Source organism: Exiguobacterium indicum HHS 31, assembly GCF_001939065.1.
GTDB lineage: Bacteria > Bacillota > Bacilli > Exiguobacteriales > Exiguobacteriaceae > Exiguobacterium_A > Exiguobacterium_A indicum.
Window position 1 is genome coordinate 73,251 of record NZ_MPSZ01000003.1, and the last position, 24,802, is coordinate 98,052.

Annotated in this window: 27 protein-coding genes and 1 other annotated feature; of the genes, 7 read left to right on the forward strand and 20 right to left on the reverse strand. The window is 47.9% G+C overall.

Annotated elements, in window-relative coordinates:
• Positions 1-37 precede the first annotated feature (37 nt).
• The 4 genes from N179_RS10125 to N179_RS10140 form a co-directional block, all read right to left on the reverse strand.
• Complete coding sequence (locus N179_RS10125) at positions 38-1,546, reverse strand: peptide ABC transporter substrate-binding protein (RefSeq protein WP_075642821.1); 1,509 nt, start codon at positions 1,544-1,546, stop codon at positions 38-40.
• 94 nt (positions 1,547-1,640) lie between these two features.
• Positions 1,641-1,878 (reverse strand) — a binding site (T-box leader).
• A gap of 62 nt (positions 1,879-1,940) precedes the next feature.
• Entirely contained in the window at positions 1,941-2,333 is a 393-nt protein-coding gene (locus N179_RS10130) for a hypothetical protein (RefSeq protein WP_035396226.1), read from the reverse strand.
• Positions 2,334-2,620: 287 nt separating this feature from the next.
• Positions 2,621-3,451, reverse strand: coding sequence for a GNAT family N-acetyltransferase (locus tag N179_RS10135; protein WP_075642822.1), 831 nt, complete (start codon positions 3,449-3,451; stop codon positions 2,621-2,623).
• 63 nt (positions 3,452-3,514) lie between these two features.
• A complete protein-coding gene (locus tag N179_RS10140; RefSeq protein WP_023469277.1) occupies positions 3,515-3,997 on the reverse strand; it encodes a hypothetical protein in 483 nt (160 codons plus the stop codon).
• 136 nt (positions 3,998-4,133) lie between these two features.
• On the opposite strand from N179_RS10140, the gene N179_RS10145 reads away from it, so the two are divergent.
• Entirely contained in the window at positions 4,134-4,637 is a 504-nt protein-coding gene (locus N179_RS10145) for a hypothetical protein (protein ID WP_023469278.1), read from the forward strand.
• Positions 4,638-4,716: 79 nt separating this feature from the next.
• Here N179_RS10145 and N179_RS10150 read toward each other — a convergent pair whose 3' ends face one another.
• Together N179_RS10150 and N179_RS10155 are read right to left on the reverse strand one after the other, a co-directional pair.
• The gene (locus tag N179_RS10150; RefSeq protein ID WP_075642823.1) at positions 4,717-5,982 is read right to left on the reverse strand and encodes a HAMP domain-containing sensor histidine kinase; all 1,266 of its coding nucleotides are present in this window, start codon (positions 5,980-5,982) and stop codon (positions 4,717-4,719) included.
• On the reverse strand, positions 5,979-6,635 hold the full coding sequence (locus N179_RS10155) for a response regulator transcription factor (RefSeq protein WP_075642824.1): 657 nt from the start codon (positions 6,633-6,635) through the stop codon (positions 5,979-5,981). Before N179_RS10155 ends, N179_RS10150 begins: the two co-directional genes overlap by 4 nt.
• A gap of 130 nt (positions 6,636-6,765) precedes the next feature.
• Here N179_RS10155 and N179_RS10160 point away from each other — a divergent pair, with 130 nt between their 5' ends.
• From N179_RS10160 to N179_RS16950, 5 genes are all read left to right on the forward strand, one after another.
• On the forward strand, positions 6,766-7,917 hold the full coding sequence (locus tag N179_RS10160) for a hypothetical protein (protein ID WP_075642825.1): 1,152 nt from the start codon (positions 6,766-6,768) through the stop codon (positions 7,915-7,917).
• Between the two features lie 199 nt (positions 7,918-8,116).
• Positions 8,117-10,939, forward strand: a complete 2,823-nt coding sequence (locus N179_RS10165) for a sensor domain-containing protein (RefSeq protein ID WP_075642826.1) — start codon at positions 8,117-8,119, stop codon at positions 10,937-10,939.
• Between the two features lie 86 nt (positions 10,940-11,025).
• Complete coding sequence (locus N179_RS10170) at positions 11,026-11,907, forward strand: YitT family protein (RefSeq protein WP_035396207.1); 882 nt, start codon at positions 11,026-11,028, stop codon at positions 11,905-11,907.
• A gap of 23 nt (positions 11,908-11,930) precedes the next feature.
• Positions 11,931-12,827: an alpha/beta hydrolase gene (locus tag N179_RS10175; RefSeq protein ID WP_023469284.1), complete on the forward strand. Its 897-nt coding sequence runs from the start codon at positions 11,931-11,933 to the stop codon at positions 12,825-12,827.
• A gap of 15 nt (positions 12,828-12,842) precedes the next feature.
• Entirely contained in the window at positions 12,843-13,010 is a 168-nt protein-coding gene (locus N179_RS16950; protein WP_158024760.1) for a hypothetical protein, read from the forward strand.
• 57 nt (positions 13,011-13,067) lie between these two features.
• On the opposite strand, the gene N179_RS10180 is transcribed toward N179_RS16950, so the two are convergent.
• From N179_RS10180 to N179_RS10245, 14 genes are all read right to left on the reverse strand, one after another.
• Entirely contained in the window at positions 13,068-13,892 is an 825-nt protein-coding gene (locus N179_RS10180) for a squalene/phytoene synthase family protein (protein ID WP_023469286.1), read from the reverse strand.
• Between the two features lie 196 nt (positions 13,893-14,088).
• Positions 14,089-14,313, reverse strand: coding sequence for a carbon storage regulator CsrA (csrA, locus tag N179_RS10185; protein ID WP_023469287.1), 225 nt, complete (start codon positions 14,311-14,313; stop codon positions 14,089-14,091).
• On the reverse strand, positions 14,313-14,753 hold the full coding sequence (gene fliW / locus N179_RS10190; RefSeq protein ID WP_035396203.1) for a flagellar assembly protein FliW: 441 nt from the start codon (positions 14,751-14,753) through the stop codon (positions 14,313-14,315). Before fliW ends, csrA begins: the two co-directional genes overlap by 1 nt.
• A gap of 4 nt (positions 14,754-14,757) precedes the next feature.
• Positions 14,758-15,336, reverse strand: coding sequence for a DUF6470 family protein (locus N179_RS10195; protein ID WP_023469289.1), 579 nt, complete (start codon positions 15,334-15,336; stop codon positions 14,758-14,760).
• 13 nt (positions 15,337-15,349) lie between these two features.
• A complete protein-coding gene (gene flgL, locus N179_RS10200; RefSeq protein ID WP_035396201.1) occupies positions 15,350-16,327 on the reverse strand; it encodes a flagellar hook-associated protein FlgL in 978 nt (325 codons plus the stop codon).
• An 18-nt stretch (positions 16,328-16,345) separates the two neighbouring features.
• Entirely contained in the window at positions 16,346-17,899 is a 1,554-nt protein-coding gene (gene flgK / locus N179_RS10205; RefSeq protein WP_055969021.1) for a flagellar hook-associated protein FlgK, read from the reverse strand.
• Positions 17,900-17,911: 12 nt separating this feature from the next.
• Entirely contained in the window at positions 17,912-18,319 is a 408-nt protein-coding gene (locus tag N179_RS10210) for a flagellar protein FlgN (protein WP_055969024.1), read from the reverse strand.
• Positions 18,320-18,440: 121 nt separating this feature from the next.
• On the reverse strand, positions 18,441-18,689 hold the full coding sequence (gene flgM / locus N179_RS10215; protein ID WP_023469293.1) for a flagellar biosynthesis anti-sigma factor FlgM: 249 nt from the start codon (positions 18,687-18,689) through the stop codon (positions 18,441-18,443).
• A 36-nt stretch (positions 18,690-18,725) separates the two neighbouring features.
• Positions 18,726-19,067: a hypothetical protein gene (locus N179_RS10220; RefSeq protein ID WP_083639939.1), complete on the reverse strand. Its 342-nt coding sequence runs from the start codon at positions 19,065-19,067 to the stop codon at positions 18,726-18,728.
• An 81-nt stretch (positions 19,068-19,148) separates the two neighbouring features.
• Positions 19,149-19,553: a ComF family protein gene (locus tag N179_RS17150; RefSeq protein WP_241492574.1), complete on the reverse strand. Its 405-nt coding sequence runs from the start codon at positions 19,551-19,553 to the stop codon at positions 19,149-19,151.
• A 230-nt stretch (positions 19,554-19,783) separates the two neighbouring features.
• Positions 19,784-20,995, reverse strand: a complete 1,212-nt coding sequence (locus tag N179_RS10230; protein ID WP_158024761.1) for a helicase-related protein — start codon at positions 20,993-20,995, stop codon at positions 19,784-19,786.
• A 183-nt stretch (positions 20,996-21,178) separates the two neighbouring features.
• Entirely contained in the window at positions 21,179-22,021 is an 843-nt protein-coding gene (locus N179_RS10235; protein ID WP_023469297.1) for a DegV family protein, read from the reverse strand.
• A gap of 130 nt (positions 22,022-22,151) precedes the next feature.
• The gene (locus N179_RS10240; RefSeq protein ID WP_023469298.1) at positions 22,152-22,847 is read right to left on the reverse strand and encodes a response regulator; all 696 of its coding nucleotides are present in this window, start codon (positions 22,845-22,847) and stop codon (positions 22,152-22,154) included.
• Positions 22,844-24,016, reverse strand: coding sequence for a sensor histidine kinase (locus N179_RS10245; RefSeq protein WP_023469299.1), 1,173 nt, complete (start codon positions 24,014-24,016; stop codon positions 22,844-22,846). The genes N179_RS10240 and N179_RS10245 overlap by 4 nt, the downstream gene beginning before the upstream one ends.
• 97 nt (positions 24,017-24,113) lie before the next feature.
• On the opposite strand from N179_RS10245, the gene N179_RS10250 reads away from it, so the two are divergent.
• A complete protein-coding gene (locus N179_RS10250) occupies positions 24,114-24,755 on the forward strand; it encodes a YigZ family protein (RefSeq protein ID WP_023469300.1) in 642 nt (213 codons plus the stop codon).
• The last annotated feature ends 47 nt before the right edge of the window (positions 24,756-24,802 follow it).

Consider the following 24,802-nt stretch of genomic DNA (forward strand, 5'->3'; position numbering starts at 1 on the left):
CTTTTCCTTGTGTCATCAGGAAAAGAGGATACGGGTGTCAGTTACGGGTGATTTCGACGTATTTATAGGAAATATCCGTTCCGACATTGTGTCGCGCGAGATTCTTCACTTCTGTGTTTTGCAAGAAGGCATTCTTCCGTTGGTAGACCGGTGAGATCGCTTGATCATCAAGCAATACGCTTTCGGCTTTACTGAGTAATGCAAGACGCTTATCCTGGTCGAGCTCACTTTCAGCCTGTTTCAAGAGACGGTCATACTGCTTGTTCGAGTAGTCCATCATGTTGAATGGGTTACCTGTCGTGAACAAATTCAAGTAGGTCGTCGCGTCCTGATAATCCGGTGCCCAGCTCGCGAGTGACAAATCGTAATCCCCTCGCCCTTCACGCGCGAGACGCTCTTTCTTCGGGAGTGACAACAGTTTCACGTCGACATTCTGCTTCTTCAACGCGCCTTGGATGTACTCGCCGATTTTTTTCGAGACGTCGTCATCTTCAATCAACATCGTCAGTTTAAGATTTTGGTTTGCGAGCACTTTGTTCGCCGCTGTTGCATCATACGATGATTCGATTTGGCGTGTACTATCGTACTTCGGATCAAGTTCTTGCGGCACGATGTAATCCGCTGGCAGTGAACCGTTTCCGAGCAATGTCTCCGTCAACGCCTTTTTATCGTACGCCGCGTCGATTGCTTGACGTGTCTGTTTATCTTTTAACGCGTTCGTCTTTTCATTCATCCGGATGAAGAACATCCGCGAATCGCTGAACGTGTTGTACTCTTTTTGATCCTTGTACGTAACGACGTTCTCCGAGTTGAGTGGTGCGACATCGAGTTCGCCTGACTCGAATAGGTTGATCGCAAGCATCGGATCCTTGATGATTTTAACGTCGACTTCATCGATTTTGACGTTTTTCCGGTCTGCATATTCAGCGTTTTTCGCGAGCGTATAACCTTGTTCCGCTTGATATTTCTTGAATGTGAACGGTCCGTTGTAAACGTTCGTCTTTGGATCCGTTCCAAACTGGTCGCCTTCAGCTTTGACGATGTCTTCCCGGACTGGCATATACGTGCCAAACGTCGTCATGCTGAGGAAGTATGGTGTCGGACGTTTCAGTTCGATTCGAAGTGTCTCGTCGTCGACCGCTGTCGTTTTTTCGACTGGCTCGAGCAAGTAAGCGAACGGTGAGTTCGTTTTGATGACGCGCTCGAACGCATAACGGAAGTTCTCTGCTGTGACAGGCTTTCCGTCCGACCATTTCGCATTCGGGTCGAGCTTGAACGTATAGACTTTTCCGTCTTCAGACACACTATGTGATTTCGCTGCCGCCGGAACAAGTTCGTTGTTCGCGTCGAAGCGATAGAGTCCTTCGTAGATTTGGTTGAAGATGTTTGACGTGATAGCATCTGCCGGATCAATCGACAGGAGATCATAGCTCTCCATCGTATGCAAGACCTTCTTATCTGCTTTTTTCTCTTCTGCTGGTTCTGTCGTTGCACATCCTGCGAGTAGGACTGCCGTGCTCGCCGCTGCGATCAATGTTTTTTTCATGTGTCGTGCCTCCTGAGAAATATGATGAGCGTTGGATGATTCGGCATTTGACGTACAAAAAAGACGCCCTCTACGCATAGCTACTAGCTAATGCATAGAGGACGCCTGTATCCGCGCGGTGCCACCTCTGATTGAGACGAAGAATCGTCTCCACTTGTCGCTGGTCCAACAACCAGCTAGCCCGGTAACGGGGGCAACCGTCCTGTCTACTCGAAGGTTCAACAGGCTCTCAGCGGTCCATTCTCGTTCAGCTTACCGTGTCAGGCTCTCACCATTCCTGACTCGCTTGGTCGGCAGTGTTGACGATACTTACTCCGCGTCGTCGATGTAATTGATATGGCTTAACTTGTTGTTTACTTTACACGGCTTGTTTTTCGCTGTCAACGAAAAAAACTCAGAACGGATGGTCTTCTTGTTTTTCTTGCTCGCGACGGACCGGACGTGGTCGAATCGGTTCGACGTGTTTGACATGTGTTCGCGTAACGATTCGGTTACTGAGTGCTGCGTCAAGTAAGATTGTAATCGCTGCTGCCATGTGTAAGAACATCCCGACGACCGGAATGACCCCGACCGTTGATGCGACGATCCCGACGATATTCCCTTTTGAGACGTTCCCGGCACGTGCCGTCAATACGACGACGACGATGTGAAACGCGAGCATCAACCACAGGGCATTGTAACCTGAGAAAATGACGATTGAACCACCTAAAAGCGGAATCCCGAGCACCGCTTCCATTCCACCTGATACCCATTTCAACGTCCGCAATGAATCCTGTCGACTCTCCATGACGTCGCCTCCTCTTTTTTTCCATATGTCTAGTATACGACGGATTAAAGAAAAGGTTCCAACGTTTTTGTTTAGTTTCTGTAATAATAACCATAAAAAAAGCAATCGACGAATGTACTCAAGTCTTGCTCCCTTTCCTCAGGCGAGACACAAGCCGCGACTCTTTCGCTTCAAGCAAAGAGCCGGGTCTTGTTTGTCTCTGACAGCGCAAATGCGCTTTTTCCTGTAGGAGTGGAGCAACTTGAGTATCCAGCATGCACTGGAATATCCGTCAATCGCTCATTATTTTAAACCGCCAACACGTGGAACTGATAACCACGATGCACGACGAATCCCGCTTCTTTGTAAAGATCGAGTGCCCGGTCGTTATCTGTTTCAACATCGAGTTCAAGCTGTGTCCGACCGGTCCGGAACAACGCTTGAACCATCAGCTTCAGCATCTTTTTGCCGTAACCATTGCCTTGCGCTTCTGGACGAACCGCAAACGCATGGATGCTCGCTTGCGTATCGGAAGCAAGGTAGGCACGGATGACACCGACCGGTTTGCCGTTTGCGACACCGATGAAGGTGATTCGGTCGTCGGATTCGATCGCTCGATAGATTGACTCCGCTTCTTCGTCCGTGTTCCCGAACGATTTACCGAGCGTCTCAACGATGAACGGACGATCGTCTGCTGTCGCTTCACGTAATTCGAAATCCGGATCGGCTTTTAAGAACAACTGTGCCTTTTTTAAAACCATGTTGTACTCTGTCATCCGGTACTCAGCACCTAACCCTTCGAGGACAGCTTGACCTGACTCACTTGCGTCGTCAATGACGAACGTAAATGCTTCGACGCCTGCTTTCATTGCCCGCGCACGTGCCGCTTCGACAAGTGCCGTGAAGACACCTTGTTTCCGATAATCGGGATCGACGAAGACGTTCAATTCCCATTCCGTCGGTAAGTACGCGAACGCTTGTAAATATCCAATCAATTGCTCGCCATCATAGATTGCGAAATCGTTCTCGCCAACCCAATCGGCTGCGACCTTTAATTCAATACCATCGTGATCGTTGACACATTTTTCGAGTTGTAATACATCTGTTGTTTGTTTGACGTCTGTGACGTTCCATTCCATATTCATTCACCTCATTTTCAACTATACCGAACGAACAAAAGAAGCACTAGCAAAAGCTAGTGCTCATTGCAGTTTGAATGTCTTCATCATCTGCGGGACGTCCTTGACGATCAAGTTCTCGATCGCTTTCTTGCCGACAGCGCCTTTGACGGCTTCCGTCGGTAAGACGTAGTAGTACGTTTTACTCCCTTTCGTCCCGAGATATGTACCATATCCGATTTCACGGTCGAACTGTTTTTTCGAGAGCTTCTTCGGCTCATAGTTCAAGTTGACGAGCAGTTGGTCCGCTCCTTTAACTTTATAGTACAACGCGAACGTGCCGCTCCGCGTGATGACACCGTATTTCGACTTGACTGTCTTGTTCTTGACGAACTCAACTTTATCTTGTTGGATCGCCTTTTTCAAAACATCTGTCGTCTTGACTGTATAGCCGAATGTCTTGTTTTCGACGACTCCTTTGCTATACGTCACGTTGCTTGCAGCAAATCCCGTCACCGGAGTCAGACATGCTCCGAGTAAGACCCCTGTCATTGCGATTCGTTTCATGCTGACTCCCCCTAAAATGATTGATAGTAATGGATTCCCTTTTGTGAAATAGGTAAACTCTATTCTCGAAAAAGATTTGACGGAATTGTCTAAATTTCTTACGATAGGGATAACGAAACGAAATGGGGTTAAAGCGATGACTGAACAAGAACAATTAACGCAAGAACAGCTCGATAACTTGCTCAAGAATGCGTTTGCAATGCAGGTTCCGATCCTCGAGAAGTTCATGAAGGATACACACGATCGCTATGCACTTGCAACGACGTCGTTCAAACGTGACATGGAAGCGATGAAAGAGACGGAATGGCATCAGTTCTTCGCGAGTAAACTGTTACCACACTTCTTCCTCGAACACCTCGGATTCGGTGCCTCGTTCCGCTTCAACGGACACGATAAGGAAGTCGATCTTCCGGAAAACGTCGTACCGGTCCGTAATGATGCCGATGAGCAAATCGATAAAGTCGTCCTTGGGGTCAAAAAGGCGATGCAAGACGAGCACATCAAGAACCACGATCTTGTCGCGAACTTCTATAAGGAAACACTCGAACTCGCTTGCCAGATGGGAAGCCGTGTCGGGATGAGCGATGAGTTCTATACTCTCGTTAAACCAAGCCTCGTTCATGCGAATGAAGGCGAATAATCGTTGAAATTCAAGAGAGGTCAGTTCCGGAAAGCTTTCCGAGAACTGACCTCTCTTTTTGTGTAACGAATTGGTTCAATCAAAACCGAACGTAGAACACCGCTCCCCCACCACTTCGGTCGCGAACACCATAATCGAACTGATGACTATCAAGAATCATCCGACTGATCGCAAGACCAAGTCCATGACCGGCACTGCCTTCTTGTTTGACGTAGACGTCCCAGATCGTCGCCCGGTCTTCTGCTCGGACTCCCGCTCCTTCATCCTCGACCGTCAATTCGTCATCCGTTAAACGAACGGTGACCGTCCCGCCGACGGGTGAAGCAAAAAGAGCGTTCAGCAAGAAGTTGATCAGAACACGTTCGAACATGCGTGAATCAAGGGACTGCCTCACCGGCTGAAGGTCCGTCGCCAGCATCAGTCCTTGCTGCGTGGACGTCCCGCGCAGGCGTTCGACTGTCGCAAGCGCGAGTTCATCGAGTGCCACATCCGTTCTTTCAAGCGGCATCCGTCCACCAGCAAGCTTCGAATAAAGCAACGTCTCATCAATCAGATGACCGAGTCGATCCGTCTCCTCGATGATGCTCGTCGTCACGTCGGGCAGTTCAGCGACGGGAATGACACCTGCCGCGAGTGCCTCGGTCTCGTTTCGAATGATCGCAAGCGGCGTCCGCAAGTCGTGGGTGATGCCGGCAATGAACGTCTTTTGCAGATGATCCTTTTGTTTCAATTGTGTCTGCATCTCGTCGACCGCGTCAATTAACTCCCCGACTTCATCCTTCGGTCGTGCTGGCAAGACGACGTCTGTCTCGCCGGCACCAATCTTTTGGGCGACGGACCGAAGCGTCACGATTGGTCGCGTCAGGTGCCGTCCCATGTAATAAGCGAGCAAGGATGCCAGCAACAACGTCACGAGTAACGCAAGTCCAATCGCAATGTAAACCCCGTCGAGGGCGCTACTTGCTAATGGCGCTTGCCGGACCGTCGTAATCCGCGTTCCGTCAACGGTCAGCTGATATGTCAGCAACCGTTCGTCTTGCACTTCGATGACGTCTTTTTTCTTCAGCCCATCTAAAAGTGGTAACCGTCCCGCTGGTCCACGCGCACCGATCCGTTGCGTTAATCCATCGGTCGTCAAAAAACCTTGAATGTCACGCGGAATCGGCGTGTCGGCTTCAATCGCCTGTTTAATGATGTTCGCTTCCCGCGCGAGTTGATCGTACCGTTCGCCTTCCGCGAACCGATTGACGAGGAACGCCGTCAAGACGAAACTGAGGACGCCCATCACGAGCAAGGGACCGATGACGGCGTATAAGAATTTTCGGATCAAAGGACGTCGTTTCATTCAATCGCCTCCAATCGATAACCGACCCGGTGCACCGTCTTCAATTGTTGTTTAATGACGGGCAACTTATCCCGTAATTGTTTGACGTGCGTGTCGACGGTCCGGGTATCGCCACCGAATGCGTAACCCCAGACGTCGTCGAGAATCTGATCCCGGCTGAGTGCCTCCCCGAGATGTTCGATGAAATAGAGTAACAGTTCGAATTCCATCTTCGCGAGACTGACCGCCCGCTCACCTGTTTTGACTTGGCGTCCCTTCTCATCGATCGTCAAGTCACCGAACGCATGACGAGCGACCGGACGGACTTTTAATGCCCGTTCGAGCCGGATCGTCAACTCCTTCAGGACGACCGGTTTGACGAGATAATCATCGGCACCGAGTTCGAGTCCAAAGACGCGATCATCTGCCTCGCCGCGTGATGTCATCATAAAGACGACCGGCGGCTGAACTTGTGATTTGATGCCTGGTACGAGTGACCAACCGTCACCGTCCGGTAAGCGGACGTCGATCAAAACGGCATCAAACGCTGTCGTCAAGCACTGTTTCGCCTCTGCTAACGAACCAGCAATCGTCACCTCATACGCATGGTGACGCAGAAAACGTGCCGTCACTTGCGCTAATTTTTGTTCATCTTCAATCAATAGTACGTTCATCATCATCCCTCCACTCTTAGTGTAGCGCCTTTTTGCCCGCATTTGCCTTTCTTCGCAGTTTCTTTGCAACTTCCTCACAACTTCTCTGTCGTCACCCTCTACCATAAAAGGTGAAAGGAGTGATCATCCCATGACATTCAAAAAACAATGGATCACTGCATTGACAATTAGCGCATTAACGGTCGGAGGCGCGTCAGCATATGCTGCGACGAACGACGACTCGAGCACGACAAAACAAGCGAAACACGGGCACCACTTCGAAGGTATGAAAAAACACGACATGACGCTACTCTTGAAAAAATTGAACCTGACACAAGCTGAGGCAGATGCTGCCCGGGAGAAAGGACAATCAATCGCCGATCTCGCGAAAGCAAAAGGGATCTCGTTCGCTGATTACAAGAAGGCGGAACTCGCAGCAGCGAAGGAACAACTGGCAAGTCTCGTCAAATCAGGCGACTTAACGCAAACGCAAGCAGACGACATGCTGAAGCGTCAAACGGAACGGTTCAGTGGCGTCAAGAGCTACGATGAACTCAAAGACAAGATGCCGATGGGTCGCCACGGTGGATCCGGTTTCTTCAATGAATCATTGATCGCCGATGTCCTGAAGGCACTTGGACTGAGCCAGTCGAAATTCGACGCAGCGAATCAATCACTTGCTGCTTATGCGAAGGCACAGTCGATCAAATTCGCCGACTATAAAAAAGCATTGCTTGCAGCGCAGACGAGCGAACTCAATCAACTCGTCAAAGACGGGAAGATGACGAAAAAACAAGCAACGGAAATCAAGTCTCGTCTGACTGAGGAATATAAGGACGCGAAGAGCTACGACGATCTTCCCGATCGCGGCGAACACGGCAAGCGTGGTGACCATGGATCAGGTGGCGTATTCGGCGACTCGACGTCAGCGATCCTAAAAGCACTTGGACTCGATGAAGCGAAGTTCAAGGAGGCGAATCAACCCTTACCTGAATTCGCGGAAGCAAACAACATCGCGTACGCCGATTTCGAGAAAGCCGTCCTGACAGCACAAACTGCTGCGATTGATCAACAAGTCAAAGATGGCAAGCTGACAGAAAAACAAGCGAAACAAATCAAGGAACACATCCAGTCCCGCGCAGATAAGGTCTCAAGCTACGCTGACCTCAAAAAAGGTCCAGCACGCGATGGTCATGGTCCAGGACACGGACATGGTCCGGATGGTGACATGCCAGGCGCACCGGATCAAGGAGCAGATGTGGATCCGAACGCCAGTGACACTTCGGTCGATTTAGCGATTTAACATATAAAACGAAGCTCATACCGTTGAGCTTCGTTTTTTGTCGTACTTGACCTCTTAATTTTGAAATAAAATTGCATCGTTTTCTAACTTTCCATTCGTTTTTTTGAAATAATAGTCTATTGTTTAAGGAATCATTGCAACGATCCTCCCCTTCATCCGATAGTAAGACTGAAGCGTTACTACGTATGGAGGTGAAGAGATGGCGTTTTTTGAGGCCATGAAAACAATCCGACGATCAGATACGGCACCGATTCATATCGGTGGGCTTGAAGTATCTCGTCTTGAACAATCAGAAGCCTTTTTCCATCATCAAACCGATGCGATTTTTGTCTTTGATGCTGCTGGTACGATCATCTATTTCAATGAACATCTTCCAGAAATCCTAGGATACTCGGAACATACCTTATACGAGCACTTTTCCGTGTTTAATCCTCCGGATCAAATGGAGGCGGTCTCGCAATTTTTCCAGCGTGCGTTACAAGGGGAAACGGTTCATTATACAGCAAGAGGGTTGCACGCAGACCAACATCTCGTCACCTTAAAGATCACGAACATGCCGATTGAACAGGAAGGACATGTCATCGGTGTCTATGGCGTCGCACGTGATGTGACACGTGAAAAACAACTCGAAGAAGACGTCTCGGAAATTCGCTCCCAACTGGAGCTGACCGAGCAAGTGCCTGAGTTAGTCTTATTCTATTATGACTTACGGTCGCATCAAATCGAGCCTTCACCGTCACTTCTCAAGTTTCTCGGGCTAAGGGAAGAACAGTCATCAATCGAGCAACAACGGTTACTCGAACGGATTCATCCTTGGGATTTTGACCCGCTCCGCTTTGAGATCGAGCGCATGGCAGCAGGAAAGCAGGACCAGTTCGAACAAGAGCTGTCCTTGTTGACGTCAGACGGTTCGTATCAATTGTTGCGCTTGAAGGCAGTACGTCGCGCAGGCCATGCGCATCAGGCTTCAATCGTCTTGTATGACTTATCGGAAATCGATGCGGCTCGTCAACAATTGAAGATGGAACGCGCACAAGCCCGTGACATTTATGAGGCTGTGAACGCGGCGATCTCACAAATTGATTTGACGACCGGACGGATTTTATTTCATTCGCAAGGTTTTTTGCACATCTACGAGGAGTTACCAAAAAATTTGATTTTAAATGATACGTGGTTATTGTCGCGAATCGATCCTCGAGATCACGATGCGATGCGAAAGTTCATGCAACGCTTGTTACAAGGGCATGCCGGAACACTTCAGTACCGTCTCCGTTTTCCCGATGGACGGATCAAATGGGTCGAGGATCAACAAATTCCAATTTTTCACTCTGACGGATCAATTGCGTATTCCAACAGCATCTTGCATGATATCACGTTACAAAAAGCGTACGAAGAACAGTTACGGCAACTCGCTCTCCGAGACGTCGTGACCGGTCTCCCGAATCGCCAAGCACTGATTGAGACGATTGAATCGTGGCAAGCACGCACTGTTCCTTTTTTCGTTCTCTCGGTTTCTTTCAACCGCATTACGGAGATCAATAACGCGTTCGGTCACGGTTCCGGCGATCAGTGGCTCCAAGCGACTGCTGCCCGCTTAAACGATGTCAAACCGGACGAGGTCTTTCTTGGTCACCTCGGTGGGGATGAATATGCACTGCTCGTCTCGACCGACTATGAACAAGATGTCACGCCGTGTGCGGAAAGACTACTTACGATCTCGACACAACCAATTTCAATTGAACCCTACGCCTTGTTCGCCCGGGTTTCGATCGGCATCAGTCGCTATCCTCAAGACAGCACGGACGCCGTTGAGTTATTAAAGCATTCTTACACAGCACTCCGCCGCTCACGACGCGACGATCACAGTGCGTTTCATCATTATGCTTCGAATCTCGATATTGACTATTATCGGCGCTATCGTTTGGAGCAAGACTTGCATTATGCCATTGAACGTGATCAGTTGTTCCTCGAGTACCAACCAAAGGTCGATAGCTGGACGGGGAAGATCGTCGGAATGGAAGCCTTGATCCGCTGGCAACATCCAGAATGGGGACGAATCCCGCCGAACGACTTCATTCCGCTCTCAGAAGAAAGTGCGCTGCATATCGACATCGGGGACTGGGTGCTCGAAGCAGCCTGCCGGCAGATGAACGAGTGGTCCAAGACCGGTGCCTCTCTCGTCCCGATCTCGATCAATGTCTCACCAAAGCGGCTGTTGATTCCAAGATTCGAGCATCAAATCGAACAGACCTTAACACGATATGCGCTCGATCCGACCCTGCTTGAACTTGAGATCACAGAAGCGGCCCTCATCATGGATGATCCGATGACGAGTCGGACACTTGAATCGGTCAGTGCCCTGGGTGTCCGGATCGCCTTAGATGATTTCGGTAAAGGTTACTCTTCGATGGTCTATTTGCAACGTTATCCGATCGACGTCATCAAAATCGATCGTCAGTTCGCGACGCACATTTACGATGATGCGAAAGCACAAGCGATTGTTAAAAGTATCTTGTATATGGCGAACGAATTTAACCTACATGTCGTAGCAGAAGGCATCGAAACGATTCAGCAGCTCGATACGTTTCGGATGCTCGAATGTCCATGCATCCAAGGATATCTCTTCAGTCGACCTGTTCCGAGTGATGTGATGGAAGGCTTTTTAATTCGAGAAATTCTCTATCCGATCGAGGCTTGTGCCTTATCGAGTGATACGGTTCCACGGTTTTCCGTTCCCGGAAAGATCCGGATGCTGACACATCATACGGAGTCCTTCACGCTCGCTTTTTCTGACTTACAGGCACATCAGACAAGTACGAAGGTCTTGTATTTCTCGACTGAGACACCCCTTCCTTCACATGCAGCGACGTGTGAGATTCGATTAAACGAAGGGCTGCAACTCGTCACCTGTACTGTCACGATCATCGGTCAGCAAGACGGACAATATATGGGGGAATATACGAACGAAACGGAAGCCGAACAGATCATGCGCTTCTTCCAATCGTTACGTTACACCCCTTGACTCACTCACGAAGACGTTCACAGACGTCTTCGTGCTTTTTTGTTATAGTAATCTTAAAGTAATTTACTCTAGATGGGAGGAATGACATGCAGTCCCCACTACCGATAAAACATCATCGTCGTTCGACGAAAGGTCAACTCTTTCGACGTCTCCTCATGCTAACGATCGGTGCCATCATCTTTGCAATCGGTCTGAAAGGATTCTTAGTTCCGAATAACATCATCGATGGCGGAATCGTCGGGATCTCGATCATCGGCTCGAAAGTCACGGACACGACCCTCGCCTTTTGGTTATTCTTCCTGAATATCCCGTTTATCTTCTTCGGCTACAAACAGATCGGGAAGACGTTCGCCCTATCGACGTTATACGCGATCTTCATCATGGCGATCGCAACGAAACTCCTCGAACACATCGGTCCGTTGACAAGCGTCGACTTACTCGCGACCGTCTTTGGTGGATTGATTCTCGGAATCGGTGTTGGCATCGTCATCCGTTCGAGTGGATCACTCGATGGAACGGAGATTCTTGCTGTCTCGTTTAGCCGATCGACACCGTTTTCAGTCGGAGAGATCGTCATGTTCTTCAACGTCTTCATTTTAGGAGCCGCTGGTTTTGTCTTTGGATGGGACCGAGCTATGTATTCCTTGATTACATATTTCGTCGCTTTCAAGACGATCGACGTCGTCATCGATGGACTCGATCAATCGAAAAGCGTCTGGATCATTTCCGAGAACTATGAAGAGATTGGTCTTGCGATCATGGATCGTCTCGGACGAAGCATGACATACTTAAATGGAGAAGGTGCCTTTACGGGTGATGGGAAAAAAGTGATTTTTTGTGTCATCAGTCGCTTGGAAGAATCAAAGTTGAAAGACATCGTTCGTGACTTTGATGAACAAGCCTTTATTGCGATCGGCAACATCCATGATGTCCATGGCGGTCGCTTCAAGAAAAAAGATATCCATTAACCGAACGAAAGGAAGGAACGCGGGTGTGGAAAAAACATCGTAAAAAAATCATTGCTACCATCATCATCATCGTCACCTTAGTCGTCGTCATCATTGTTGGTATTTCCGGTTATGTCGGCTCATCCTTGACACAACCAGAGCGCGAGGCACTGACAACAAATCCGAAGAAGGCAGAAAATCTAGACTATGAGGACGTGACATTTCGGTCCTATAAAGATCGGACCCGCTTATCCGGCTGGTGGATGCCGAGTGAGGATGCAAAGTTAACAATCGTCTTTGCGCATGGATACGGGAAGAACCGAGAGCAAGAAGATGTTCCGGTTCTACCGCTCTTTAAGAAATTTCATGATGCCGGCTATAATGTGTTGACGTTTGATTTCCGGGGTTCCGGTGAATCGGACGGCAAACGCGTCACTGTCGGAGCCAAGGAGCAAGACGACTTGTTGACGGCTGTGCGGTACGCGAAGTCACGTTCGGCGAAGCCGGTCGTGCTCTATGGTATCTCGATGGGCGCGGCGACTTCGCTCGTCACCGCTCCGAATGCCGATGTCGTCGGCGTCATCGCCGATAGTCCATTCAGTGATTTAGAAAACTATCTCGCCACGAATCTTCCGGTTTGGAGCGGGCTACCGAATTTCCCGTTCACACCGATCATTCTAGAAATCACACCTCCGTTGACAGGACTCAATCCCGAACGCGTCAAACCGGTCGAATCCGTCCGACGGATTGATTACCCGATCCTGTTGATCCACGGGAAAGATGACGATGCGATTCCAGTGACGGAAAGTATGAAGATTCAAAAGGCAGCGCCACGATCGGAACTTTATGTGACAGAGAACGGCGGTCATGTCCAGTCGTATGCCCACGATCGAAAAGCCTATGAAGAGAAAGTACTCGCGTACTTAGCTGACTTGCACTGATGGGAGGAAATCGGAATGCAGCAACTCTCCGTGTTCTTGACGTTTTTCATCGCACTGACGATCATGGGGATCGGTTTACTCGTTTCGCGTCGCGCCGGGTATCGGTTCCCTTACGGACGAGCGGTTCTTCTCATTTGGATCGGTTCCGCACTGATTGGATTGACGATGTATATCTTACGATGACAGACAAAAACAGCCGCCCGCTTCCTCTATGGAAACGGGCGGCTTGTTCGTTTGTGCTTATCGTTTTAGTACAGCAGCTCCGACGATCTTCAAGACTTCCGGACGACTGAGTTTCTCCTTCCCTCTTGCAAGGGCATCCAGCGTTCCATGCGCGAGTGCAAGTGGAATGTGACAGAATTCATAAATCGTCGTCTCCTTCGGAATGGACGCAAGGTAGGCGTCGGCTTCTGCGAGATTCTCACGCGCATAAGCAAACATCGTATCCGTCGTCCAACCAGGTGGGAAGTAACCGACACCACGCTCCGCATCCTCCTGTTGGTTACGCAGAATGTTGACGGCTTGTAAACCACGACCAAATCCAATCGCTTGTTGCTTATCCGTGACAATGCCTGCTTTCCAGTACCAAATGTCTGACAGCATCACACCGACAAGTCCAGCGACATAATACGTGTACTCATCGAGATCCGCTTCTGTTTTGACTGTCCAGTCGCGCTCTGCCCAGACCGCCATTCCTTCTGCCATCTCCGCCGTCGAATCGAGGACCTTCGGACGAATTGCGGCCGGACAATAGGCGATCCACTCCGGTAGACGGAGTGTCACTTCCGGCAGATGCGCCGTGTAAGGCGCGATCAACTCGAGATAGGCCGTAGCGGAGAACGTGCCACGCATCATCAATGCCGTCTCACGTAGTAACGTCGTCTTGATGTCCGTCGCTAGTTCTTCATGGTCTTCGATCTCATCGATGGCACGCATGCATAGATAAGCAGCACCGACCGCTTCCTGTAAGTCTTGCGATAGTCGACTAATCGGGATATAGAAGGTGCGACTCGTCGCTTTTAGTACACGGTTCGCGTCTTTTTTCAGCTGCTTCGTCTCATTCATTCCTGACAACTCCCTCTTTGATTCAAAAGGTTTCTTTTCTTCTCCATTTACTATACACGATTCAACGCGTTTGAGCATTTATTTCATGATAAGAAAGACTCCCTGCACTCGTATGATACGTGCAGGGAGTCGATTTGTATTCTTTTTTCCAGAGAATGCCTGAATCACGAGAGGATACACTGGCATTCACTTGACCTTACTTTTCTTGTTGTTTCAAGAGTTGTCCGATCAACCCTGTACTCCGTGATGCTTCCGTATTCTCTTCTTGGATGGCTAAATAGACTTCCTTCCGATGGATGTCGACTTGTCGCGGAGCACGGATTCCGAGCTTAACTTGATCTCCTTCAATTGCAAGAATCGTCAGTTCGATATCATCTCCGATTTGAATCGCTTCGCCGTTCTTTCGTTTTAATACGAGCATCAGCGTCCACCTACTTCTGTCAGACTTCCAATCTTTTGACGATTCGGATATGTATCTTCTAAGATGATTTGTTTCGCGAGACGCTGTTTCGTTTCCATAACAAATGGTGCCCGTAAGTTCGTCGTCGATTCCTGGAAAGGCTCACGTAACGTCACCGTCGTGTATACAGCGACTTGCGCTGTTTCTTCGATACTCAACTGTTCTTTTGCAGAATCCGTTAATTCAAAGACATAGTCCGGATCGATCCAAAACGGATTCGTGACGATGAATGCGCATTCCGGCTGATCAATGGATTGGAAGGACCAAAACGGTACCCCTTCTCCAAACGGCAACAAGACGAATTGTTTGGCATCCGGAAACCCCGGTAATTCAGAAGCGAAGGTAATGATCTCACTTGGCTCGATCGTAATCGCCCCAAAAAAATCTGTTTCGATTTGCATAATATTATCCTTTCTCGTCGTATATGCCGCCCACTGGCCACATATCTAGCTGATTTCGTTCCCGGAGGAAAATGTCTGTTTTCCCTTCCGTGACCTCTAATTCCGGACGATGCGTCGTGACATCGATGACCGGCTTACGAGCAGTGTAACGAACATTCACTTCAGCCGGTGTGAAATTAATTTTGACCCGGTCCAAACTCCGAGGAATGAAGCCCATCGTCGTCACTTCTGCTGGAGGCGTATCGTTCATCTTCGCAATCCGCGCGATGACCTCGCCTTTTTGCTCGATCCGCATCAACTGATCTCCTTCACTCGCGACGCGTCCCGTTCCTTCACGTACCATTTGTTGACCAAGATCCGCATACCGTCTGACGGATTCGAATGCTGGGATTCGTCCCATCTCGATCCAAGCTTGCGACGAATCGATTTCGAGACGAGCCGCTACAGTTTCAATCGTTAGCTCCCCTTGCGGTTGTTCAATCGAAAGATCAGCCGGACGTTGCGTTTGCCGCATCTCAAGTGGTGTCGTCTGCATACCGATTTTAGCAGAGGTCTGTCGCATCTCTAAGTGAGGAAGATTCATCCCGGTTCACCCCTTATCGAAGAAAATCAAGTAACGATGGTTGGATGATGCGTGCTCCGGCACTGAGTGCAGCACGGTGCAACGTTTCATGTGACTTCAGTTCCATAATGACCTGTTCGGTTTCGATGTCTTCGTTATCAGACATGACAGTTTTTGCGATGATTTCTTGATCTTCTAAGCGCGACGCATTTAGTTCTAGTCGATTCACGCGTGCCCCTAAATCCGAACGTACTTCGACCGTTTTGTTCAACATCGCCGTTAAATCTTTCAACATGCCGGATAATTCGGTTCCGTTATTTGTGCTACTGCCAGGACTTCCATCTGCTTTTGTACCACCGAGTGCATTAAATAACTTCTTTAGCGTCGTGAACGTATCTTTTCCAAACACACCACCGTCACCACCATCTGTAGGTGTGACGTTGACTTGTACCTTGATTCCTGAAGACACTTCATACTCGATCTTTCCGTCACTTGTTCCGAGGGTTTCTGTAAAAATCTTATCAACGTCTGCGGTATTTACAGTGTCTTTTAAAAATGCTTTCAGTTCTTCCATATTGATGAACGGTTGATCCGTTTGTGTACCGTTAAAGATTTGCTTCTCGTTATATTTCGTATTCGCCAGTGTCCCGATGTGTTCAATCAACTGTCCAACTTCGCTTTGGATGGCTTTCCGCTGTGTGCCATCATACGTATCGTTTGCTGCTTGTGTCGTCAATTCGTTGATCCGGCGCATGGCAGACGTCACTTCATCTAAAGCAGAATCGGTTAGGTCCATCCAGCCTGTCGCTTCATCGACATTTTTCTTGAACTGATCGACTTCCCGGACTTCTGTCCGGTACCGGATCCCCTGCATTGCAACGACTGGATCTTGAGACGGCTTTTGAATTTTTTTACCGCTAATTAGTTGTTCTTGTAACGTACTTAGTTTTTGGTAACTCGAAGATAAATGACCAATATTCGTCTTCGTCAGCATCGTTTGTGTGACCCGCATGTCCTCATTCCTTCCTTATCAGCGACCGACTAATCCCATACCGTTAATGATTTTATCGAGCATTTCATCGACCGTCGTGATGTTTCGCGCCGCTGCGTTATATGCATGCTGGTACTGAATCATCATCGTCATCTCTTCGTCGAGTGAGACTGCTGAGACTGACATTCGGCGTTGATCGGCATTCTCCATCAAAACACTAGCATTTTTTCCTAGGTCAATCGTTTGGCTTGTCGCTACCCCCATGTCACCGATGATCGATTGATAGAACGAACCGATCGGAGCACTTAAATCACTCAATGATGTTGTTTTGATGTTGGCTAAGATCAATGCCCCAGAACCATCCCCGATATTTCCGTCTCGTGAACTCATAATGTTCGAAAGGTCTTTCCAAATCGTATCTCCGACTGAAATCGTTCCGGCCTTGACCGTTCCACCATCTGAAGCAACAAAAAATTCATTTGTCCCATACGTATTGCTGACAGTTCCAGAAGCATCCTTGGATTTAATGAAGTTTTTTGAATGAGCATCATTAAATTCCTTCGCAAAAGCAGCAGCCATCTTATCTAGATTATCGAGCATCTTAGGATATTCACCTGTCAGTGTCGTTTCACCATCTCTTTGGTAACCGTGCATTTGTAATAAAGCCCAAAGTTTACCGTTTGAAAAGCTATTTGATGCTGTGAATAAAACTGGTCCTGTTGTAGTGTTGTATCCAGTGATTGCTTTTGTCGTAGGATCCGTCGTGAATTCGATCGAACGTGCTTTTGTATCCGTCTTCATATTGACGACCTCAGAGGTGACCCCGCCAGGCATGATCAGCTTGACGTTTACACGACCTTCCGCAATCTTCGCCGCATTCCCCATGTTGCCTGAGATGATGTCCGATGCATCGATTGATTCCTTTTCGAAATCTACATATGTCGATAATTCATCGAAGTAACGATCACGTTCATCGTATAAGTCGTTTGGCAAGACGCCAATCGGTTCAATTTCGTGAATTTGTGTATTGACGTTATAGATTTTCTGAAGGAGATCATTTACTTTTTTCGTCGAGACGTCTAGTTCATTCTTTAAGTCCCCTTGTACCTTCGTCAAAGAAGTCGCTAAGTAGTTGAATGTCTTTGACACGGTATCCGCTTGCTGCCGAACGACGCTTCGCGCTCCCGAGTCTTGCGGGTTCTTTGACAATCCTTGTAACGATGCCCAAAAACTATCGAGTGTTTTCGCGAGCCCCGTTTCAGACGGTTCGTTGATGATATCTTCCATTCGCCCGAATGCTGCTGCTTTCGTTGAATAGTACGCATACTTCGTCGATTCATCGCGATATTGTTTATCGACCATTACGTCACGTAATCGCTCGACGAGTTCTCCACGGACACCGGTTCCGAATTGAACGTTTTTTCCGCCGCCTAGGGAGACCGAAAGTTGTTCCGTTGTCGCTTGGACGAGACGCTGTCTTGAAAATCCTGCTGTTCCGGCATTTGATACGTTATTTCCTGTCGCTTGTAACGCCCATTGACTCGTCGTCAGCGCACGACGTCCCGTTTCAAGCCCCATGAATGTTGAACCCATTCGACTTCCTCCTTATGCATTTCGATTGAAGTGTGTCCGGTCAAACGTCGATTGACCATATGTAAAGTCATCCGCTTCCGGTACGAGCAATTGCAAATGCCATTCGATGTAATGTAACGATTGTTCCAATAACTCTGCGTTCAGCGCATTCGCTTTTCGCAGTTGCCCCATCGTCGCTAAGAGAGCACGAAGCGTTTCGACATCTTCAGGGTGTGACGCGATCCACTCCGTCATCGTCACGGTTCCCATGTATTCGATGCGTTCTTGCTCTAATGTCGCGATGCGTTTTAGCAAAACGGGTTCTTCCTTGACGATTTTCGAAAGGCGACTCATGTCGTTTTGAATCAATGCCTCTTTTTTCGAGAGTGCGAGCGCTAGTAACGCTTCATGCGCCTCCGTCAACTGTCGGATGATTTCCATATCGTGTTTGCTCCTTTTATCATGAGTCCGACTACTTTACTACCTTGCTATCGTTTCATATAAAAAGCGACCCGCGCATCCGTGCCCCGAGTCGCTTCTAATGTCAGTTTCATTCACCTTATTACAAGTTCAAGAAACGTTCCGCGATTTTATTCGCATCCGGTTTATAGGTTCCATCCTGAATGGCTTGTTTAAGGGAGGCAATTTTATCTGCCCGCGATGAAGTCGTTCCTTCGAAGCGCACGCGTGCTTCTTTTGAAATCGTCACTTCGTCTGTTCGATTCATTCGTTTTGTTTCGGTTCCTTCTACGGGTTGATTTCTTTCATACGTCTTGGGCATGTTCACCCATTTAGTCGAATCAATTCGCATGTGAACACCTGCTTTCTAGATTACGAGATTCTTGATTTAAGTTCGATACGTTCTCGGTTTCGAAGGGTCCACAGAATCTTGCATCGCTTGGGCGAGGTCACGTCGCAATTTTTCACGACAGTCAGCACAAATCGTCCCTTCATGAGAGGGTTTTCCGCAACTCTCACACGTGATTTCCATTTGAGAAATCTCAGAAATCAACAAGCGCCCTTCCTTGATATAACGAAAGACGGTCTCGCGTTTGACTCCTGTTTGTATCTCGACATCATTCGGTGAAGTTCGGACTTTCCGCCGCTCTCGCAAGAATTCGCGTACCTTTTCGAAATTCAGATGATCTTGACGCATACACGTCGGACAAAGATCAGAAGATTGTTTCATGAAAATTTTCCCACAAGATTTGCAGTTTACTACATCCATTTCCTTCACCTCATTCAGAGTATCGGCAGGAATGACGAAATATTAAATACTCCGAAATAAAGTTACTGCAGAAATTTCACTTGCGCCCGCTTCCTTGAGACGCACCATCGCTTGCCGGAGTGTTATTCCTGTTGTGTAGACATCGTCGACCAGCAAGATATTTTTCCCTGCAACTTCTTTCGTGACATGAAATGGATTCGATCGTTTAAGACGTTCTTCTCTTGATTTCCTACTCTGTGGTGTCCCTTCGTCGCGCTTTAATGCTAAGGTGACCTTCCCATTCATTCGTCTAGCGATTTCTTCTGCTTGATTGAATTTTCGCTCAGACAAGCGGTCACGGCTAAGCGGAATCGGAACGATCCATCCTCTTCTCATTTTTACCTTCTTCAACTCATCAGTAAACATCCGAATTAGGACAGTATCTCCTAAAAATTTATAACGATGCATGAATGCCTTCGCTTCCTCATTGTAAAGATACATCGTACGGGTATGAAGTGGTAAACCGAGATTTTGCCATCGTCGACAGTCCTGACAGAGATCGATACCTGGTTTGCCACAGTCCACACATCCACCACTTTTTACAAATTTCATTTTACAGGGATTACAAATGTTTTGGCTAGTCCACATATTACTCAGTTCCCAGTTAGGTATAAAGTCATGCTGACAGCATAAACACTTCATGAAGTCGTCCATCGATTCGCTTTTTGAATCTGATGGATGGCATAAAATAGGGCATCCGACCGATCATTGGCGAAAAATGAAATATCCCCGTCCGGGTAAGCCGCATCTCGTCCGACACGACCACTGATTTGAATCAAGGCTTTCGTACTAAACCCTTGATCAGCATCCAGGACGGCCACTTGTACGTTAGAAATCGTCACGCCACGCTCTAAAATCGTCGTCGTGAGCAAAATACCGTTCGTCGTACGAAATGCTTGGATTTTCTCAATGCGGTCCGGATCTTCCGCGTGGACGGTCGTCACATCAATACCGACTTCTTTCAATCGTGTTTGCCATGCTTCGAGCGCTGCGATTCGGGGGACGAACACGAGACGCGGTTGCTGTTCATACTGATGCAACCACTCAACGATCGACTGCATCGTAAACGGTGACTTCAATCGGGGAACCGGTAAAGGATGTCCATGATAACGCCGCATTAATCGTACTGTCGGATAGCGACGATGCCACATCGATGGCGTCGCACTTAATAAAATCAACGCTGCTTTTTGCGTCATCGCCCGTTTGACGTATCGATGTAGCGTCCAGTTCATATGAAACGGAAAGGCATCGACTTCATCTAATAAGACGACATCAAAACAAGACCGGTAATGAATCAGTTGATGTGTCGTGCTGACCGTGATTTCACCTAAGAGAAGACGATCCGCTGATCCACCATATAAAGATACGACGTGAGCAGTCGGAAATGCCTGTTTGATATGATGCGTCAATTCACGGACGACATCCGCACGTGGCGCCGTCACAAGAACACGCTTTCCGTTCGCCAATGCTCTTTCGATACCGGGGAAGAACATCGGTGTCTTCCCTGCTCCACAAACCGCGTGAACTAGCAACCTTCCACCACGGAGAATCGTCTGTTCGATAGCCGTCGCGACAGTCGTTTGAGCAGGTGTCAAACGAATCGGTTGATGCTGTGCTGGATGTACCGGATCGAGCGGACGGGTATCCGTAATGAGCTGATCACATGTGCGCAACTTCCCATAAGCAATGCATCGTCGACAATAATAGCAACGTTTTCCGCACGTGCAAGGGCCTTTGACCGGAAAGGCTCCACACCGCTGACACGTAAACGTCACGGCTGGAATGAGTTGATGCGTCGACAATCGGGTTTCCATCTGTTTTGCTGAAATCCATCTCCCGCGTATATCCATTGCTTCACTTCCTTCGTTTCCCATTTGCTTCATCTTGACGGACGAATGGGAAAATCGACAACGTATGCTGTATAAGAGATGTATGGATGGAATACGCGGTTTCTCAAAAAATAGTTTTGCTATCTCATATATCTGGACAAGAAAAAACACATTGACGATAGAGTCCGTCAATGTGTTTTCATCTTATTTTTTGTACCATGTGATACCGATCGCACCCGGTCCGAGGTGTGTACCGATGACTGGACCAAATACACTCATCTCGATTTGCGCATTTGGAAACTTCGTCTGTAAGGACGCAATCTCCTGTTCTGCTTTCGTAGAATCTTCTGCATGAATGACGCCGATTGTATACCCGGTTCCGTCTCCCTCGATATCTTCGTGCATCATCTCTTCGATTCGGTTGACGGCTCGCTTGAACGTTCGAATTTTTTCGAACGGAACGATTTTTCCGTCAACGAAATGAAGAACGGGTTTAATCTTTAAGAACGAACCGACGAATGCTTGCGCGACACTGAGACGACCTCCGCGTTGGAGGTGTTCGAGATCATCCACGACAAAATACGCACGAATGCGCTCTTTTAGTTCCTCTAAATGATGGACGATCGTTTCCGCCGTGGCTCCTGCATCTCGCAAACGAACCGCTTCTTGGACGAGAAACGCTTGCGGCATACAGGAAATACGTGAGTCGATAGGATGGACGTTCACATGATCAATCATCATATTGATCGTGTGCAACGCTTGATATGTCCCACTGATCCCGCTTGAAAGGGTGATGCCAATGATATCCGTTCCTTCTGGCAGTTGTTCAAACGTCGCAACGAGATCTCCAATATTCGGCTGTGAAGTTGTCGGAAGGCTACCCGTCCGAATCCGTTCATAAAAATCAGCAACCGAGATATCAAATCCTTCCCGATAAGCCTCCCCTTCAAAGATGACGCTAAGCGGTGCGACGTGCACTTGATGTTCTTCACAATACGTTGTTGGCAGATAGGCAGTGCTATCCGTTACGATCACAATCTGACTCATCCGTGATTTCCTCGCTTTTATAGTTCCGTCGTGACGTATACTTTCATACGTCACAATCGTTTATAAGTGTAGCACTTCTGAGTGGATAAAAAAAGGAAGATGGGAGTCCTGCTCCCGTCTTCCTATCCGTTCATACGACGACGACCCATCCACGGCGAATCGCTTCGACGACCGCACCGGTGCGGTCTGGAACGTTCATTTTCCGAAGAATCGAAGATACGTGGTTTTTAACTGTCTTTTCACTGATATATAATGTATCGCTAATCGCACGGTTCGAGAATCCATCTGCCAGTAGCTGCAAAACTTCACATTCACGCCGTGTCAATACGTGCAGTGGTGCTTCAGCCACCTGACGTTCAACCGGTTGTGACGCCATCGTTTGTTTCATCTTCATGAGACGTCTATATTCCTGAAGTAGATTTGGTGTCACTTTCGGGTGTACATATCCACCTTCACGATAGACGGAACGAATCGCGTTGACGAGTTCATCCGTCGCCATCTCTTTCAATAAATATCCGACGGCTCCCGCTCCTAAGGCGTGCATGACATATGTCTCATCATCATGGATCGATAAGATGATGACCCGAACTTCCGGGTGTACTTCCATTAAACGTTTCGTTGCATCGACACCGTTGACTTGTGGCATATTGATATCCATCAATACGATGTCTGGTTGGTGTGCTTCGACGAGAGGAATGACATCTACGCCGCTCTCTCCTTCCGCTACGACTACGAACTCTTCCTCGAAGTCAAGAATTCGTTTTACTCCCTCACGGAATAACTGATGATCGTCAATGATGACTACTTTCACTTGCTCGTTGTTCACAGTGTTTCCCCTCTCGCTTCGGATTCCTCGATCGGAATCTTTACCTTGATGACCGTCCCGCCCCCAGGGTACGTTTCGACCTCGAATTCTCCATCGATCAATTCAATGCGTTCACGCATCCCGATCAATCCAAACGACTCGTCATGTGAGTCGACGATCGAGTCGAAGTCGAATCCGACTCCGTTATCCTTTACGTGAATGCGAATGGAATGTTGATATTGTTCTATGATAATACGAATGTCCTTTGCATTGGAATGCTTCACGGCATTTTGGACAGCTTCTTGAACGATCCGGAAGACCGCGACCTCATAGGTGGAGTCAATCCGTTCGCCACCGCCTAGATATTTAAATTGAATCTCAATATTCGAAATTTCTTGCATATGTCGTAAATACCGCTCAAGCGTCGGGACGAAACCAAGATCGTCCAACGTCATTGGACGGAGATCATAAATAATGCGACGAATGTCCGCTAATCCGTCTCGAATCAAGACACGAAGACGATGAATTTCCTCAAAAGCAGCTTCTGCTCCATTGTGTTGATGAATTTTTTCAATCAGATCCGCCCGAATTAATACGTGCGCCAATGTCTGCGCTGGACCATCATGCATTTCGCGAGATAACCGCCGTCGTTCGTTTTCAGCAGATTGAAAAACTTTTAAGCCCATTTCCTGTTTTTGCATCGCTTTTTCGTACTTCTCATTCATGACTTGCATATCGTCCGTCAAAAAATTCAAGACAACGGATACACGTCCAATCAGCATATCCGCTCGTTCGATTGTTTCGTCTAACTGAATGAGACGACGTTCCAACTCATCACGCCGCTTCCGGCAATTCATCTCATCCCGTTGATTGATAAACGACTCCAGTTGTAGTGAGTTCGCTGTTTCATAGGCTTTCCGAACATCTTGCTCCGAATAGTTTTCGAAATTTTTGCTGACGATGACTAGTCGTGTCTTGGCATCCTTAATATGACGTTCTAGTCGCTCTGCTTCTTTTATATAATCATGGACACGAACTTTCAAGTCGCGCAATTCTTGCTGGATTTCAGCATATTGCTCTCTCGAATCCTCCGTGATCCGAACGATCTCTTCGCGACTTTCCTCTACGACACCAATGATGTTTTGTACGATATCATTCAACGACAGTCGCTCCTTCATTTCATGCGTCATCGTGACTCCCTCCGGTCCTTACCACTCAAATGGTTGTCTCTCTCTCTGAACGTCGTTATGCTAGAAAGAACTAGTCAACGAGGAGGACATTAATAGTATGACATTATCTCATTATTATACAGTAAAAGAAAACGGTTTCCACGAAATCATTATTCAAAAGTCTCGATTCATTACATATATTTCTCGCATTTCTTCCGAAACAGAGGCACAAGACTTCATTGCGCAGATTAAAAAGAAGCATCATGATGCAAATCATAACTGTTCTGCGTATGTCATCGGGGAACAAAATCAAATCCAAAAAGCGAGTGATGATGGTGAACCTAGCGGAACAGCAGGCGTCCCGATGCTTGAAGTACTGAAAAAAAGAGATTTACGCGATACCGTTGTTGTGGTCACACGTTATTTTGGCGGCATTAAGCTTGGTGGCGGTGGATTAATTCGTGCCTATGGCTCAAGCGTCTCGGAAGCATTGAATGCAATCGGCGTTGTTGAACGGATTCAGCATCAAGTGGTAGAAGTGCACATTGACTATACGTGGCTTGGAAAAATTGAGAATGAACTTCGATCAAGCATTCATCCAATTGATCAGATTCATTATTTGGATCAAGTTCAAGTCGATGTCTTAGTCAAAACGGCAGATGTTCCTACCTTTATTGAATGGATGACAGATCTGACGAATGCGCAAGCCCACTTCCAAGAAGGTGCTTTTCGCTACCTCGAACGTGACATTCTTTCCTGACCTGCTATACTGATTGTAAAGATTCCGAAAGTTTTTTAATAATTCTG

Coding starts and splice junctions, on each gene's coding strand:
- N179_RS10125 (WP_075642821.1), bottom strand. CDS start 1,546: ATGAAAAAAACATTGATCGCAGCGGCGAGCACGGCAGTCCTACTCGCA.
- N179_RS10130 (WP_035396226.1), bottom strand. CDS start 2,333: ATGGAGAGTCGACAGGATTCATTGCGGACGTTGAAATGGGTATCAGGT.
- N179_RS10135 (WP_075642822.1), bottom strand. CDS start 3,451: ATGGAATGGAACGTCACAGACGTCAAACAAACAACAGATGTATTACAA.
- N179_RS10140 (WP_023469277.1), bottom strand. CDS start 3,997: ATGAAACGAATCGCAATGACAGGGGTCTTACTCGGAGCATGTCTGACT.
- N179_RS10145 (WP_023469278.1), top strand. CDS start 4,134: ATGACTGAACAAGAACAATTAACGCAAGAACAGCTCGATAACTTGCTC.
- N179_RS10150 (WP_075642823.1), bottom strand. CDS start 5,982: ATGAAACGACGTCCTTTGATCCGAAAATTCTTATACGCCGTCATCGGT.
- N179_RS10155 (WP_075642824.1), bottom strand. CDS start 6,635: ATGAACGTACTATTGATTGAAGATGAACAAAAATTAGCGCAAGTGACG.
- N179_RS10160 (WP_075642825.1), top strand. CDS start 6,766: ATGACATTCAAAAAACAATGGATCACTGCATTGACAATTAGCGCATTA.
- N179_RS10165 (WP_075642826.1), top strand. CDS start 8,117: ATGGCGTTTTTTGAGGCCATGAAAACAATCCGACGATCAGATACGGCA.
- N179_RS10170 (WP_035396207.1), top strand. CDS start 11,026: ATGCAGTCCCCACTACCGATAAAACATCATCGTCGTTCGACGAAAGGT.
- N179_RS16950 (WP_158024760.1), top strand. CDS start 12,843: ATGCAGCAACTCTCCGTGTTCTTGACGTTTTTCATCGCACTGACGATC.
- N179_RS10180 (WP_023469286.1), bottom strand. CDS start 13,892: ATGAATGAGACGAAGCAGCTGAAAAAAGACGCGAACCGTGTACTAAAA.
- csrA (WP_023469287.1), bottom strand. CDS start 14,313: ATGCTCGTATTAAAACGAAAGAACGGCGAAGCGATTCAAATCGGAGAT.
- fliW (WP_035396203.1), bottom strand. CDS start 14,753: ATGCAAATCGAAACAGATTTTTTTGGGGCGATTACGATCGAGCCAAGT.
- N179_RS10195 (WP_023469289.1), bottom strand. CDS start 15,336: ATGAATCTTCCTCACTTAGAGATGCGACAGACCTCTGCTAAAATCGGT.
- flgL (WP_035396201.1), bottom strand. CDS start 16,327: ATGCGGGTCACACAAACGATGCTGACGAAGACGAATATTGGTCATTTA.
- flgK (WP_055969021.1), bottom strand. CDS start 17,899: ATGGGTTCAACATTCATGGGGCTTGAAACGGGACGTCGTGCGCTGACG.
- N179_RS10210 (WP_055969024.1), bottom strand. CDS start 18,319: ATGGAAATCATCCGACAGTTGACGGAGGCGCATGAAGCGTTACTAGCG.
- flgM (WP_023469293.1), bottom strand. CDS start 18,689: ATGCGAATTGATTCGACTAAATGGGTGAACATGCCCAAGACGTATGAA.
- N179_RS10220 (WP_083639939.1), bottom strand. CDS start 19,067: ATGAAACAATCTTCTGATCTTTGTCCGACGTGTATGCGTCAAGATCAT.
- N179_RS17150 (WP_241492574.1), bottom strand. CDS start 19,553: ATGCATCGTTATAAATTTTTAGGAGATACTGTCCTAATTCGGATGTTT.
- N179_RS10230 (WP_158024761.1), bottom strand. CDS start 20,995: ATGGATATACGCGGGAGATGGATTTCAGCAAAACAGATGGAAACCCGA.
- N179_RS10235 (WP_023469297.1), bottom strand. CDS start 22,021: ATGAGTCAGATTGTGATCGTAACGGATAGCACTGCCTATCTGCCAACA.
- N179_RS10245 (WP_023469299.1), bottom strand. CDS start 24,016: ATGACGCATGAAATGAAGGAGCGACTGTCGTTGAATGATATCGTACAA.
- N179_RS10250 (WP_023469300.1), top strand. CDS start 24,114: ATGACATTATCTCATTATTATACAGTAAAAGAAAACGGTTTCCACGAA.